The organism is Nocardia salmonicida (genome assembly GCF_036142455.1).
In the GTDB taxonomy this organism is placed as follows: Bacteria; Actinomycetota; Actinomycetes; order Mycobacteriales; family Mycobacteriaceae; genus Nocardia; species Nocardia salmonicida.
Genome location: NZ_CP108014.1, coordinates 3,133,879 through 3,147,701, shown reverse-complemented (window position 1 = coordinate 3,147,701; position 13,823 = coordinate 3,133,879). Strand labels below are relative to the sequence as shown.

The following is a 13,823-nucleotide window of genomic DNA, read 5'->3' as shown; positions in this document are numbered from 1 at the left end:
GGCGACATCGTGGTCGCCGACCGCTCGGGTCAGGCGGAAACTGCCGCGCCGCCGGAGTTCTCGGTCGCCGCCGGAGTGGTGACGTCGCCGGGCGATTCGACCGCCTGCCCGGACCGTACGGCGAAGCCGATGAGCCCGGCCAGGACCGCGACCGCGGCGGTCACGTACCAGGCGCGCTGGAAGGCGTCGAGCGTGGCAGCCGGGGTGTTCGGGGTACCGAGTAGGGCGACGAGCACCGCGACGCCGATGGCGAGACCGAGTTGGCGGGCCATGCTCAGGACAGCCGATCCGGTCGCGAAGCGCTGCGGGGGAAGGGTTCCCGCGCCGACGGCGAAGGCGGTCGGCAGGGTCAACCCGACGCCGAGACCGGTGAGCAGCATCCCGCCGAGTAGGCCACCCACGTAGTCCGGTGACAGTTCTGCCGCGCGCGCCCACCACAGGAGCCCGCCGCCGAAGGCGAGCCCGCCTGCCGCGATTACCGGGCCCGGGCCGACTCGGGCGATGAGCTTGCCCGCGGCGACGGCGACGAACGGGACGACCAGTGGGCCGGGCGCGATCGCCAGACCGGTCTGCAAGGCCGACCACCCCCACACGTTCTGCGCCCAGAGCGTGACCGAGAGCAGCATGCCCGCGAACGCGATCTGGAACACCAGCGAGTTCGCCCCCGCGAGTGCGAAATTCGGGACCCGAAGCAGGGCCGAGTCGATGATCGGGCTGTGATGACGGGCCGAGCTCACCGCGAAAACGACACCGAGCGCGATCGCGACGCCGAACCCGGCGAGGACCCCTGCGGAGGTCCAGCCCCACTCGGGACCTTCGACGACGGCCAGGATCAACGATCCGACCGCGCCGATCAGCGCGCCCGCGCCCAACAGGTCGGGCAGCGGACCGCCCGCTGCGGGCGGGCACGGCAGCTTTCGCACGCCGATCGCGAACGCGGCCGCGCCGATCGGCACGTTCACGAGGAATACCCAGCGCCAATCGAGTTCGACCAGCAACCCGCCGAGGACCGGGCCGAGCGCGGCGCCGAGGCCGCCGAACGCGACCCACAGCCGAACCGCGCCCGCGCGCTGCGCCGGTGGCGTCGCGGCGAGTACCAGCGCGAGCGAGGACGGCGTGAGGAGCGCGCATCCCACGGCCTGGACAACACGGAAAGCGATGAGCGACTCCACGTTCCAGGCCGCCGAGCACAGTGCCGACCCGATCACGAAGATCGCCAGTCCGGTGAGGAACGTGCCGCGGTTGCCGCTGCGGTCGCCGAGCCGACCGGCCGGAACGAGCAGGGCGGCGAAGACGATGGCATAGAGGTTGAGCACCCAGGACAGCTCGGTCAGCCCGGCGCCGAAGTCGGCTGCCATGGCAGGCATGGCGACATTGACGATGAACAGGTCGAGGCTCGACAACAACACGCCGGTGGAGACGATGGCGAGTACCAGGCGTGGATTCGTATCCCGTGACGGGGCAATGGATTTCATGATCGAGCTCTCGTTCAGCCGAGGACGCGGCGGGTCTGACGGGCGGTGGCGAGCAGAACGCCATGGCCGTCCCAGATATCGGTGTCGTCGACCGACCAGCCGTCACCGGAACTGACGTTCGCGGCGCGGACCAGTACGGGTGTGTCGCCGGGGTGGGGGAGATCGGCGTGTAGTTGCAGCGACAGGGTGACGGTCGGGACGGCGACCGGCGCGGTGAGCAGCGGGAACAGGCCGGGCGGGAGCGCGTCGGCGAGGACGGCCAGACTCGGCGCGTCGAGGGGCAGCGCGGGGTCGAGTGCGATCCAGGCGCACATCATCGCCTCGTCCGCACCGCTGAGGGGCAACGGACCCGCGGCGGGTCGGATGACGAAATGCGTGCCGACGGGGACGATCTCGGGCGGCAGCTGGAACAGCGCGCAGTCCTGTGGCGCCGCCACGACGGGCGCGGGCCGGGCGCTGTGGGCCGGGATCGCTGTCGCACTGGTCGCGCCGAGAGTGATGGTGGCCGCCGCGACCGGCGCACCGTCCTGTTCGGCGATCACATCCAGAATCGTCGTGCTGCGCCCGACGGTGTGTTCGGTGGCGCGCACGGTGAACGCGCCGGTCGCCGGTCTGCCGAGGAACCGGACATTGGCGGCGCGCACGGGGTGGTCGCGCGAGCTCGCCTGCTGGGCGATCTCGATCAGCAGCCCGGCGAGCGCGCCGCCGTGTGGGCCCGTCCAGCCGCGCCACGAATCGTCGACCACGGCATGCCACCGCCCGGATTCCGTGGCAGTGAGGGCGAATTGCGCGCCTAGACGCCCAGTGAGTTTTATCATGAAACTCACCATAGATCGGTGAGTTCTTTCATGCAACCGACTACACTGGGGCCATGCGGCACACCAGCTTCGAAGACATGAACTGCTCCATGGCCCAGTGCCTGGAGGTGGTCGGGGAGTGGTGGACTTTGCTGATCGTGCGCGACGCCCTCTTCGGCGTGACCCGATTCGACGACTTCCGTGACCGGCTCGGCATCGCCCGTAATGTGCTCACCCAACGCCTCGAGGGCCTGGTCGAACACGGGATCATGACCAGGGAGCCCTACCAGGACAATCCCGTCCGCTACGACTACCGCCTGACCGCCAAGGGGCGCTCCCTGTGGCAGGTGGTAACTGCGATGCGTCAGTGGGGCGACGAATGGGCTGCCCCGAACGGCGCCCCGGTCGAGGCTCTGCATCGCGGCTGCGGCCACGTCGCCACGATCGAGCCGGTGTGCTCGCACTGCGGGGAGCGGGTCCGGGGCCGCGATCTGAAGCCGGTGGACGGCCCCGGCGCGGGCGATCGTTCTCCGCTGCCCGCGTCGCTACGCGGGTAATGCGCGATCTCTTGTTCCTCGGACCGGTCGAATATCGCTGCCGGACAACCTATTCCGTGAATTCAGCCGCGTAGGCCGCGCAAGGCGGTCTCGACCACGCGATCGGCGAAGTCGGTGGTCAGTGTGCCTGTGCGCAGTAGCCATCGGTCCATCAGTGGGCCCCAGATCATCGCGATGGCCACGTCGAGGTCGATGTCTGCGGCGATCTGGCCCGCGGTCTGCGCGGCGGCCAGCCGTCGGCGTTTCAGATCGTCGACGGGGCCCTGGAGCCGTTCGACGTAAGTCGCGGCCAGGGCGGTGTCGTGCATGATGGCGCTGGTCAGGCCGCGCAGGGGGAGGTCGAAGCGGGGGTCGGCCAGCTCGGCGACGGTGGCGCGCAGGACCAGTTTCAGATCCGCTTCCAGGTCGCCGGTGTCCGGCAGGCCGGGTGTCGCGTCGTCGCCGGACTCGCTGAGCATCAGGAAGGCGTCGAGCAGGACGGCGCCCTTGGACGGCCACCACCGGTAGATCGTCTGCTTGCCGACGCCGGCCCTGGCGGCGATCGCCTCGATGGTCAGCTTGTCGTAGCCGATCTCGCCCGCCAGCTCGAAGGCGGCCGACAGGATCGCGCGCCGAGATCCCTCGTTGCGCCGGGTCGCGTCGGCCGTCGGCCGGGGTGCGGGGTTCACCTGCTGACTCATGGCGCCATCCTAGCAACCGAAGAGACGAGACGTTGCGTCTTGACACGACGGTGAGTCGAGGGCATCCTCGAATCATCAGACGAGACGCAACGTCTTGTCTAGGCAGGGAGGATCACCATGACCACCACCGGTACCACCACATCCCGCGTCTGGTTCGTCACCGGAGCCAGCCGCGGTCTCGGCCGGGCCTTCGCCGAGGCTGCGCTGGCGGCGGGGGACCGGGTCGCCGCCGCCGCGCGCACCGGATCCGCACTCGACGAACTCGCCGCCGCGCATCCGGGCAGGGTCCTGCCGTTGACACTCGACGTCACCGATCGCGGTGCGGTACACGAGGCCGTCGATGCCGCCGTCGCGCACTTCGGTCGTCTCGACATCGTGGTCAACAACGCGGGCACTCTCTCGATGGGCATGATCGAGGAATTCACCGAAACCGAGGCCCGTGCGCAGATGGAGGTCAACTTCTTCGGCGCGCTCTGGGTGAGCCAGGCGGTGCTTCCGCACCTCCGTGCCCAGCGTGGCGGGCACATCGTGCAGGTCTCCAGCATCGGCGGACTGGCCGGGTTCCCGCTGTCGGGAATGTACGCTGCGAGCAAATTCGCGCTGGAGGGCATGAGTGAGGCCCTGGCGATGGAAGCCGCGGAATTCGGTGTGCGCGTGAGCATTCTGCAACCGGGCGGGTACTGGACCGATCTGTATTCGGCGATGGCGAACACCACACCGATCGAGGCCTACGCCCCGTTGCGCGCACAGTTGGAGGCACAGTGGGCCGAAGGGTCGGTCGACAGCGAACCGGCCCTCGCCGCCGAGGCGCTGCTCACGCTCGTCGGCGCCGAGGAACCGCCGCTACGCCTGCTGCTCGGAAACATGGTGTACGACTTGGCCTTCGACCTCGCGCGAGCCAAGATGGCCACCTGGTCGGCATGGGAGCAGACCAGCCGAGCCGCGGAGCGGGCAGTCGCCGCGCCGGGCTCGGCCTAGCCGCTCAGGTGGTGACGGGAGTGCGTGCGGCGCGATCGATCAGGTACTCGACCAGGTGCGTCAGCACCGCCTTGGCCGAGGGCCGATCCCGCGCGTCGCACAGGATCACCGGCGTGTTCGGGTCGAGGTCCAGCGCGTCACGCACCTCCTCGACCGTGTAGCGCGGCGCACCGTCGAAGCAGTTCACCGCGATCAGGAACGGCAAGCCGCGCCGCTCGAAGAAGTCGACAGCCGCGAACGAGTTGCTCAAGCGCCGGGTGTCGGCCAGCACGATCGCGCCGAGGGCGCCACGGCACAGCTCGTCCCACAGGAACCAGAAGCGGTCCTGTCCGGGCGTACCGAACAGGTACAGCACCAGATCCCGGTCGATGGTGATGCGACCGAAGTCCAGCGCGACTGTGGTCGTGTGCTTCTGCTCCACGCCCGACAGATCGTCGACACCGGTGCTGACCTCGGTGATCAGCTCTTCGGTCCGCAGCGGCGCGATCTCGCTGATCGCGCCGACCATGGTGGTCTTGCCGACGCCGAAGCCGCCGGCGATGAGGATTTTGACCGAGGCGGCCATGTGCTGGTCGCCTGCGGACGTCGGGTCAAAGTTTTCGGATGCCATCCAGAACCGCTCGCAATATGTTGAGGTCACCGGCACCGGCCTCGGCCGATACCGGAGCCCGGAAGATGAGGTGGCCCTCGGCGATGAGATCACCGACGAGGATCTTGGTCACCGCCAGAGGCAGTTTCAGCACGGCCGAGACCTCGGCCACCGACTGCGGACGCTTGCACAACTGTGCGATCGTCGTGTACTCGGGTTCTGGTTTGCGCAGGGTGGGGGCGGGATGCACTGCTACCACCACCGTGAGCATGTCCAGGTCGTGCGCCGCACCCATGGTGCGGCCGCGGGTCACCGCGTACGGCCGGACCAGGGGTCCGGCCGCGTCGTCGAACCACGGATCGCCGAGTCGAGTCATTGTCGAAACTTTCTATAGCTGCGCATGCCCGTGCCGCGGCTCCGTCGACAGATAACTGCCGACCCGCTGCACGGTGAGATTCATTTCGTAGGCGACCATGCCGAGATTGGCCGACTCGTTGGCTTGCAGTGCCAAGCAGGCGTTTTCGCCTGCGGAGGTGACGAAGAGCACCGCTCGATCGAGCTCGATCACCGCTTGGCGCACACCGCCACCGTCGAACCGACTACCCGCGCTGCGCGCGAGACCGTAGAGGGTCGAGGACATGGCTGCGAAGTGTTCGGCATCTTCACGCTTCATCTGCGAGGAGCGTCCGAGCAGCAGTCCGTCGGTGGACAGCACAACCGCGTAGCGGACCCCTGCCAGCCGGTCGACGAGATCGTCGAGTAGCCAGTTGAGATCACCGGGGGAAGAGTTCACCTCAGCCTTCCTGTTCGTCCTGATTCGATGTGGTCTGTTGCTTGCGACCCTGGCGGGTGCCGTTCTCGATCGCGGACATGATGTCGCGCGCCTGTTCTGCGGAGCGGGGACGCTCGGGTGCGCGTGGCGCCTCGACGGCGGGCTCGGTGAGCTCGGGTGCCAGATTCGTCTGCCTGCTGCGCCGCGGCAGTGCCGGGCGTTCGTCGGAGCCGGTGTCGTAGCGCGGGTTCTGCACGGGGGGCGCCTCCGGGGCCGGCGCCATGGGACGCGGGGTCGGCGGGTCGGCGACCAGGGTCGCGACGGGCGCCGGAGCCGCTTCGAGGGCGGCGACCGGTCCCGATGATTCCTGCGGTGCGGGCAGACCACGCCGCAGCGGGCCCGTCGTCGTGGGCGGCGTGCCCGCCGAGTCGGCCTCGCCCGCCAGCAACTGCTGGGGGATCAGCACGATGGCGCGGATGCCGCCGTAATCGGATTCGCTCAGCCGCACCGACACCCCGTGCGCCAGGGCCAGCCGGGCGACCACGAACAGGCCGAGGCGCGAGTCCGAGGACAGCGTGCCGACACCGAAGTCCGGCGGATCGGCCAGCATGGTGTTGTAGCGGACCAGGTCGTCGGCGCTCATGCCCATGCCCTGGTCGGTGATCTCGACGACCACACCCTTGCCGACGACATTGCCGCCCGCCTCGACCCGCGACTGCGGCGGGGAGAACGCGGTGGCGTTGTCGACGAGCTCGGCGAGCAGGTGCACGAGGTCGGCCACGACGGTGCCGACGACGTTGACATCGGGCAGCTTGGTGACCCGCACGCGCGCGTAGTCGAGCGTTTCGCCGATGGCGCTGCGCACCACGTCCATCACAGGCACCGGCTGACGCCACTGGCGACCCGGTCGACCGCCGCCGAGGATGATCAGGTTCTCGGCGTTGCGGCGTTCGCGGGTGGCCAGGTGGTCGAGCCGGAACAGCGTCTCCAGCAGCGCCGGATCCTCTTGGCGCCGTTCGGCTTCGTCGAGGATCTCGAGCTGGCGGTGCACCACGATCTGGCTGCGGTGAGCGATATTGAGGAACACCGCGCGCACACCCTCCCGCGTGCGGGCCTCGTCGACAGCGGCACCGATCGCCGCCGCGGCGGCGTGCTCGAAGGCCTTGGCGACTTGACCGATCTCGTCGTGCCCGAAGTCCAGGGTCGGAGTGGTATCGCTCGCCTCGACCTCGCCGCCGTCACGCAGGACGCGCATGGTGGCAGGCAGCTTTTCGTCGGCCAGCTGCAGCGTGGCGGTGCGCAGGCGGCGCAGGCGGCGAATGATCCGATTGGCGAGGACCAGCGCGACCAGGAAGGCGAGCACGCTGAGGGCGATGACGCCGCCGCCCGCCGCGGCCGCGGTCGCCTCGGCGCGCTGCGAGGAATCCTTCGCCAGGGTCTGGATGAACCGGTTGTGACCGGTGTAGACATCGAGCAGCGTCCGGTTGACGCTGGCCGCGGCGCTCTGCCATTCGGCGGCGGGCATCGGCAGCGCGGGCGGGGTGGCCGCCTTGGTGGTGCTCGTGGTGCTCGTGGTGACCGCGGGAGTGGAGAAGCGCGCGATGATCGCGTTGTCCATCTGGGTCAGTTGCTGCCACTGCGCAGAGGCGGTCAGCGCGGCGACAGCGTTGCGCTCCGCTTCGGGGAGCTCGAAGGTGAGGTTGGCGAGTTCGGTGCGGTAGAAGCCACTCTGGCGGATGAATTCGTCGACCCCGACAGCGAAGTTGCCCTCGGCCGCGACCAATGCCGATCCGAGCGCGTTGCCGCGCGACATGGCCTCGATGATGTTGAGCAGGCGCAAACCCTCGCCCACACCGGAGGACACGGTCGCGTCGGGCGCGGCGAGTACAGCGATTTTGGTGCCCTGGACGAACTTGTCGACCACCAGATTGAAGAACATGTAGGCGTCCGTGGCGGGCAGCATGCCCGCGTCGGCGCCGCCGCGCATGGCTTTGAGATACTGCTGGGAGGTGGCGAATTCGGCCTGACTGTCGCCGATATCGGCGCCGTCGACGGCCTGCATCTGCTGCACGATCTGGTTGAGCTTGGCGAACGCGGCGTCCGTACGCGTGCGCGCGGCGGGCAGCGCGGGTGTCACGGTCATGTCGCCGGCGACCAGCGACATCGTGAGGTGGCGCTCGGACTGGATGGACTCGACCATCTCCTGCGTCGAGGGGCCGGCCTGCTGGAGCTCAGTGGCCCACGCTTTGGCCTTGTTGCTCTCGTTGACCAGATAGCCGGCGGTACCGACGCCGACGACCACCAGGGTCAAACTGGGTACGAGAGCAATCGCCAGAATCCGGGTGCGCACACCGAGTCTCGCTAAGAACATCGCCACAACGTAACGGAATCGTTGCAGTGTTGTCGTGTGTGTCTCGGTGAGCGAGACGCGATTTGGTTTGCGCGGGAACGCATTTGCTATATGGGTCGAAGACGAAAAAACGGCGAGCTCACCCCACCGGCTGAGCCGCGATGGCCCAGTCGGCGGGGGCTCGCCGCGACCTGGCAGCGCCGGGAAAGATGCTGCCAGGTCAGGTTTTCGGGGGTGCCGCTACAGGGTGCGGTCGGCGCCCGTTCGCGGTGGCGGCCCGGCCGCCAGCGCCGCGTTCTCCGCCGCGGTCAGCAGCCTGGCGCGCAACACGAATCGCATGCCCTGGCCGGCCTCGAGCGAATCCTCGGCGGCCTCACCGCGCGTCACATCGACGGTGAGGTGGGTATCTTTCCAGCATTCGAACTGTGCCGCGCTGATCCAGAATTCGGTGTGCCAGCTGAGTCGGCCGAGCAGGATGTCGGCCTTCTCGATCGGGAACTGCTTGGCCGACAGGCACACCGGTGCGCTGTCGTCGTCGCAGCCATCGCCGGCTTGGCGGAACAGCACCGGGCCGTTGTCCTCGATGAGGCGGCGGAGCAGGGTCTGGGCGCGCTCGGTGATCTCCACACGGTGGATTCGATTCTGCATCAGAACATCCCGAGTCTCGTCGTCGAATAACTGACCAGCAGGTTCTTGGTCTGCTGGTAGTGCCCGAGCATCATCGCGTGGTTCTCCCGGCCGAATCCCGACTTCTTGTAGCCACCGAATGCGGCGTGGGCGGGGTAGGCGTGGTAGCAGTTGGTCCAGACCCGGCCCGCCTTGATGCCGCGGCCGAGTCGATGGGCGGTGTTGATATCACGGGTCCACACGCCCGCACCGAGACCGTAGAGGGTGCCGTTGGCGATGCGGATCGCTTCGTCGACGGTATCGAAGCGGGTGACCGCGACGACCGGGCCGAAGATCTCCTCCTGGAAGATCCGCATCGTGTTGTCACCCTCGAAGACGGTGGGTTCGATGTAGTACCCACCCGGTAGACCGTCGACCTTGCGTGCTTCCCCTCCAGTGAGCACGCGGGCGCCTTCGGCTCTGCCGATGTCGAAATAGGACAGAATCTTCTCGTACTGGTCGTTGCCGGCCTGTGCGCCGATCATCGTCTCGGTGTCGAGCGGATGACCGGACACGATGGCCTCGGTGCGGGCGATGGCGCGGGCGAGGAACTCGTCGTAGATCGACGAGTGGATCAGCGCGCGCGACGGGCACGTGCACACCTCGCCCTGGTTCAGGGCGAACATGACGAACCCCTCGACGCATTTGTCGAGATAGTCGTCGTCGGCGGCCATCACATCGGGTAGGAAGATGTTGGGGCTCTTGCCGCCGAGTTCGAGGGTGACCGGAATGATGTTCTCGCTGGCGTACTGCATGATCAGCCGTCCGGTGGTGGTCTCCCCGGTGAAGGCGATCTTGGCCACGCGCGGGCTCTGCGCCAGCGGTTTGCCCGCCTCGACGCCGAAACCGTTGACCACGTTGAGAACTCCGTCGGGCAGCAGATCGGCGATGAGTTCGACGACGAGCAGCAGCGACGCCGGAGTCTGCTCGGCCGGTTTGATCACCACGCAGTTGCCCGCCGCCAACGCGGGGGCGAGTTTCCAGGCGGCCATCAGGATCGGGAAGTTCCACGGAATGATCTGCCCGACCACGCCGAGCGGTTCGTGGAAGTGATAGGCGACGGTGTCGGCGTCGATCTGCGACAGCGATCCCTCTTGTGCGCGAAGCACTCCCGCGAAATAGCGGAAGTGATCGATGGCCAAGGGGAGGTCGGCGGCGAGGGTCTCGCGAACCGGTTTGCCGTTGTCCCAGGTTTCGGCCACCGCCAGCGGTTCGAGACTGTTCTCGATCCGGTCGGCGATCTTGAGCAGGATGTCGGAGCGCTCGGTGACCGAGGTCGCGGCCCAGCGCTCGGTGGCGCGGTGCGCGGCCTCGAGCGCCATGTCGATATCCGCGGCGGTGGAACGGGCCACCGCGCAGAAGGTCTCACCGTCGACCGGTGAGGTGTTGTCGAAATAGCGCCCCTCGACAGGGGGAGACCAATCACCTCCGATGAAGTTGTCGTATCGGGCGGCATAGCTGACTATGCCGGTGTCCGATCCGGGTTTGCCGTAGATCATGCGCCTCGCTCCTCGCGACCTCTGCGTGGTGCCCCACACTATGGTCGGCGAAGGTTGGTACGAGGTTGGTGACGGCGTTCGCGCAGTTCAGCCTTGGCGTGCGGTGAAAAGTCGGGCCGTAACCACGGCGCGGCGGACGTCGTCTCGCGGCAGTAGCCGCAGGGCATGCTCGTGCACGGCGACATCGCCGGGGCACCGCTGCCCGAACGCGACCGCGTGCTCGGGACGGTCGCTGCCCAGCACGGCATTGCGGATACCGACGTCGAGGTGAGCGCGCCACTGTTCGACGCCGGGCAGATCCGAACCGGGCAGCAGCGGCCCGCGATACAGCCACAGCGCCGAGGTGAGGTCGCCGCCCTCGATGGCCGCCAGCAGATCCACCGCGTCGCAGGACACCTCGCCGGTGAGCATGTAGCGCCGGTTCGTGATCTCGCCGCGGGTGGCGCGGCGCAGGTGCGACACATCGGCTTTGAGCGTGTTCAGCGACACCGCCCGCTCACCGTAGACCGCGGCGTGGAGCTGTTCGGGGGTGTAGCCGTCGGGTTCGAGCGCCAGCAGAGCCAGGATCTCGAGTTGGCGTGGCGGCAGCGGTACCGGGCGTCCGTCGCGTAAAAGTCTTGCCGCGCCCAGGCATTCGAGCCGCACACCCGGCGCGGGCGTCGGTGCTTCCGCACGGAGCATCGTCTCCACGGCGGTGACGAGCGCGCGGACCGAGGTCATCACCATCGGATGCGAGCGTTCCCAGGTCGAGGACAGATCGAGCACACCCACCGTTCGACCGTCGGGGCCGTGGATCGGTGCGGAGTAGCAGACCCAGCCGTGCAACGCGGCGACGAGATGCTCCGCGGAGAACACGGTGACAGCCCGGTCGTCGTGCAGGGCAAGCGATAACCCGTTGGTGCCCATATGGCTTTCGTCCCAGACCCCGCCCGGCGCGAAGTTCACCGCTTCCCCTTGGCGGCGCAGCGTACGGTCGCCCGCGGTCCACAAGATGGTGCCCGATTCGTCACTGACGACGGCGAGATAGCCCGATTCCTCGGCCATTCCGCGCAGTTGGCCCGCGAGTTCGGTGACGGGCCTGCGCAACGAGGATTCCGACCAGCGGTCGCTGATGTCGTTGAATCCGGGCGCGACTTCGGTGGCGGGGTCTACGGTGTGCAGTGAGCGCTGCCAGGATTTGGCGACATCGTTGCGCACGGCGCCGGTGTCGCGGGGCAGAGTCAGTGGGCGTGAGGGTGCCGCCAGACGGTTCCACTGTTTCTCGAGCTCGACGCGGTAGTCCGAGAGCCGTTCAGGCCGGTGTGGGCCGGCGATCGGATTGTCGGGGGCGTCTGGTCGGGCTCGTCCCAGGTCTTCGCCCACGTTCACTCCCTGCTCGTCGGTGACGCACCGTTCCAGCGACGAGAACGGGTGTGGCGCTTACTGTCTATCAGCTGTGTCGCCGCCGTGGGAACGTTTGTGCCGAGGACGGCCAGGTCACCTGTCGCTGACCTGTCGTGTCGGCTTGACGCCGACTATTTGTTCAGAAAGATCCCGGCGATGTCGGCGTTCTTGATCGGAGTGTCGACATTGCGCTGGGTCGCGCACAGCAGGTCGACCTGCACGATCATCGAATCGACCACGGTGCCCGCGGGCTCGTTGTCGTTGCCGGTCTGCTGCTTGATCGCCTTGGTGATGGTGATCCGCTTGGTGTTCGCGTCCTGGTTGACGTAGTCGCGGCAGCTGGTTTCGCCACCCTGGTTGAGTGCCCGCTCGACCTCGGTACAGCCGGTGGCCATGGCCGCCAGCACCGCGACGCCCACCGCGACGGCGCCGGTTCGGGTGTTGGCAGCCATGTTTCCTCCTGGAATGGTTCACAGCGCGCGCCTGCGCGTCGGGGACAGCTTAGGTGGTGGTGCTCAGGCGCGGTGGATCCGCAGGGGAACCCGCAGTTCGGCGGCAGTGAGCGAGCCGTGATGGCCGACCATGATCGATTGCAGCGGTTCGGCGCCGGACCGCACGACACCGCCGTCGCCGCCGGCGACCACGACGAGATCGCCGATGCGTGCGGCGGCGTCGCGGGTGAGGATCGGGCCGAACCAGCCCGCGTCGATCGCCTCCTCGCGGGTGCGGACCAGGAACCCGGCGCCGAGCACGCCTCGCCAGGTGTCGGCGACCGCAGCGCGGTCGTCGGTGTAGACGTGGCGGGCGCGCGGTTCACCGCCGAGTGCCAGCACGTTGTTGGACAGATGCGGGTGGGTGTCGAAGTCGATGCGCTCGACGAGTTCGACCATGCCGTGATCGGCGGTGACGACGAGCGCCGAGCGCGCGGGCAGACGGGAGGCGATCTCGGCGGCGATCCGGTCGACATTGGCGAGCTCGAACCGCCACGCGCGGCTGGCGGGTCCGCGGGCGTGACCGGTGGTGTCGAGCTCCGAATGATAGGTGTAGACAAGGGTTTTCGGTGCGGAGGTGAGGGCGGTCAGAACGCCGTCGACGAGATCGCCGACCGAGAAGGCTGTGCGGAATCCGCCGCCGCGCCACCCGGCCAGGGTCAGGCCGGAGCCGTCCTGATAGCTCGGCGCTACCTGCACGGCGGCGATGCCCGCGTCGGCGGCTCGCTCGAAGATGGTGCGGTGCGGCTGAATTCGGTCGGGTGGGAAGGCGGTGAGCGCCTCCACCTCGGGGCCGGCGCCGATGAGTTGCCAGCGCAACGAATTGAACAGGCGCTCCTCGCCGGGCAGCCGCATGCTGTAGCCGACGATGCCGTGCTCGCCCGACGGCAGTCCGGTGCCGAGGGTGGTCAAGCTCGTTGCCGTGGTGCTGGGGAAACCGGCGTCGAGGGTGACCTCGGGCAGGCTCGTCAGGAACGGCGCGGCAGCGGATTCGGCGGCCAGGGATTGCGCGCCGAGTCCGTCGACGAGCAGGACGCAGACCCGGTCGACATCGAGCTCGAGGCCGAGCCGGTCGGTGTCGCCGGGCGCGCCGAGGCAGGTCAGTACCGAAGGGAGTAGATCGGAGAGTGCGGCTGTGCCGTAACGCGGTGTCAGCAGGAGATCGTCGCTCACGCCTGTCCTGTTTCGAATCGGCTGATCAGCCCGTCGCGTAGGACGAACTGCCAGGTGGTTCGCATCGAACCCCACCGGCTGTTGGTGTAGTCGGCGGTGAGTGCGAGGCCGTCTTCGGAGTCGACTGTGTCCACGACGAGATGTCCGTTGCTGCTGAAGATCTCGGCCTCGGTCCACTGCGCGAGATTGCGTTCGACGCCGTCATCGGACATCGTGGCGTCCTCGGTGAGCACGCCGTAGAACTGGTCGGTGTCCTGCGCGTTGAGCGCGTCGACGAACGCCTCGACCACGGGATCGAGTTTCGCGGTGCCAGACATCGGGCCTCCTGCTCGAATCGGCTACGCAACGACAAACACGGTCGTACTCACTCTAGGGCAGCGCGCACGCCGGTTCGGCGGAATATCGTCGGTGCG

Annotated in this window: 15 protein-coding genes; 2 read left to right on the top strand and 13 right to left on the bottom strand. The window is 68.1% G+C overall.

Going from position 1 to position 13,823, the window contains the following annotated elements; genetic code table 11:
* Positions 1-29: 29 nt before the first annotated feature.
* Positions 30-1,475 (bottom strand): MFS transporter, encoded by a 1,446-nt coding sequence (locus OHS03_RS14960; RefSeq protein WP_328663386.1) that lies wholly within the window; start codon positions 1,473-1,475, stop codon positions 30-32.
* Positions 1,476-1,489: 14 nt separating this feature from the next.
* Positions 1,490-2,293 carry an acyl-CoA thioesterase gene (locus OHS03_RS14955; RefSeq protein WP_328663384.1) on the bottom strand — a complete coding sequence of 268 codons (804 nt, stop codon included), beginning with the start codon at positions 2,291-2,293 and terminating at the stop codon, positions 1,490-1,492.
* 53 nt (positions 2,294-2,346) lie between these two features.
* On the opposite strand from OHS03_RS14955, the gene OHS03_RS14950 reads away from it, so the two are divergent.
* On the top strand, positions 2,347-2,829 hold the full coding sequence (locus OHS03_RS14950; protein WP_328663383.1) for a winged helix-turn-helix transcriptional regulator: 483 nt from the start codon (positions 2,347-2,349) through the stop codon (positions 2,827-2,829).
* 62 nt (positions 2,830-2,891) lie between these two features.
* On the opposite strand, the gene OHS03_RS14945 is transcribed toward OHS03_RS14950, so the two are convergent.
* On the bottom strand, positions 2,892-3,509 hold the full coding sequence (locus OHS03_RS14945) for a TetR/AcrR family transcriptional regulator (protein WP_328663381.1): 618 nt from the start codon (positions 3,507-3,509) through the stop codon (positions 2,892-2,894).
* A 117-nt stretch (positions 3,510-3,626) separates the two neighbouring features.
* Here OHS03_RS14945 and OHS03_RS14940 point away from each other — a divergent pair, with 117 nt between their 5' ends.
* Positions 3,627-4,487 (top strand): SDR family NAD(P)-dependent oxidoreductase, encoded by an 861-nt coding sequence (locus OHS03_RS14940; protein ID WP_328663379.1) that lies wholly within the window; start codon positions 3,627-3,629, stop codon positions 4,485-4,487.
* 4 nt (positions 4,488-4,491) lie between these two features.
* Here OHS03_RS14940 and OHS03_RS14935 read toward each other — a convergent pair whose 3' ends face one another.
* The 10 genes from OHS03_RS14935 to OHS03_RS14890 all read right to left on the bottom strand — a co-directional run bounded on the left by OHS03_RS14935 (position 4,492) and on the right by OHS03_RS14890 (position 13,727).
* Positions 4,492-5,097, bottom strand: coding sequence for a GTP-binding protein (locus tag OHS03_RS14935; RefSeq protein ID WP_328663378.1), 606 nt, complete (start codon positions 5,095-5,097; stop codon positions 4,492-4,494).
* On the bottom strand, positions 5,078-5,452 hold the full coding sequence (locus OHS03_RS14930) for a DUF742 domain-containing protein (protein ID WP_056809730.1): 375 nt from the start codon (positions 5,450-5,452) through the stop codon (positions 5,078-5,080). Before OHS03_RS14930 ends, OHS03_RS14935 begins: the two co-directional genes overlap by 20 nt.
* A 12-nt stretch (positions 5,453-5,464) precedes the next feature.
* A complete protein-coding gene (locus OHS03_RS14925) occupies positions 5,465-5,869 on the bottom strand; it encodes a roadblock/LC7 domain-containing protein (RefSeq protein ID WP_056809728.1) in 405 nt (134 codons plus the stop codon).
* A gap of 1 nt (position 5,870) precedes the next feature.
* Positions 5,871-8,219, bottom strand: coding sequence for a sensor histidine kinase (locus OHS03_RS14920; RefSeq protein ID WP_328663376.1), 2,349 nt, complete (start codon positions 8,217-8,219; stop codon positions 5,871-5,873).
* Between the two features lie 219 nt (positions 8,220-8,438).
* Positions 8,439-8,846, bottom strand: coding sequence for a DUF779 domain-containing protein (locus OHS03_RS14915; RefSeq protein ID WP_056809726.1), 408 nt, complete (start codon positions 8,844-8,846; stop codon positions 8,439-8,441).
* Complete coding sequence (exaC, locus tag OHS03_RS14910) at positions 8,846-10,363, bottom strand: acetaldehyde dehydrogenase ExaC (protein ID WP_063006487.1); 1,518 nt, start codon at positions 10,361-10,363, stop codon at positions 8,846-8,848. The genes OHS03_RS14915 and exaC overlap by 1 nt, the downstream gene beginning before the upstream one ends.
* A gap of 87 nt (positions 10,364-10,450) precedes the next feature.
* Complete coding sequence (locus OHS03_RS14905; RefSeq protein WP_328663374.1) at positions 10,451-11,725, bottom strand: transcriptional regulator; 1,275 nt, start codon at positions 11,723-11,725, stop codon at positions 10,451-10,453.
* Positions 11,726-11,877: 152 nt separating this feature from the next.
* Positions 11,878-12,198 carry a hypothetical protein gene (locus OHS03_RS14900; protein WP_328663372.1) on the bottom strand — a complete coding sequence of 107 codons (321 nt, stop codon included), beginning with the start codon at positions 12,196-12,198 and terminating at the stop codon, positions 11,878-11,880.
* A gap of 63 nt (positions 12,199-12,261) precedes the next feature.
* Positions 12,262-13,410: an alkaline phosphatase family protein gene (locus tag OHS03_RS14895; protein ID WP_328663371.1), complete on the bottom strand. Its 1,149-nt coding sequence runs from the start codon at positions 13,408-13,410 to the stop codon at positions 12,262-12,264.
* Positions 13,407-13,727 (bottom strand): nuclear transport factor 2 family protein, encoded by a 321-nt coding sequence (locus OHS03_RS14890; protein WP_101467413.1) that lies wholly within the window; start codon positions 13,725-13,727, stop codon positions 13,407-13,409. The genes OHS03_RS14895 and OHS03_RS14890 overlap by 4 nt, the downstream gene beginning before the upstream one ends.
* Positions 13,728-13,823 lie beyond the last annotated feature (96 nt).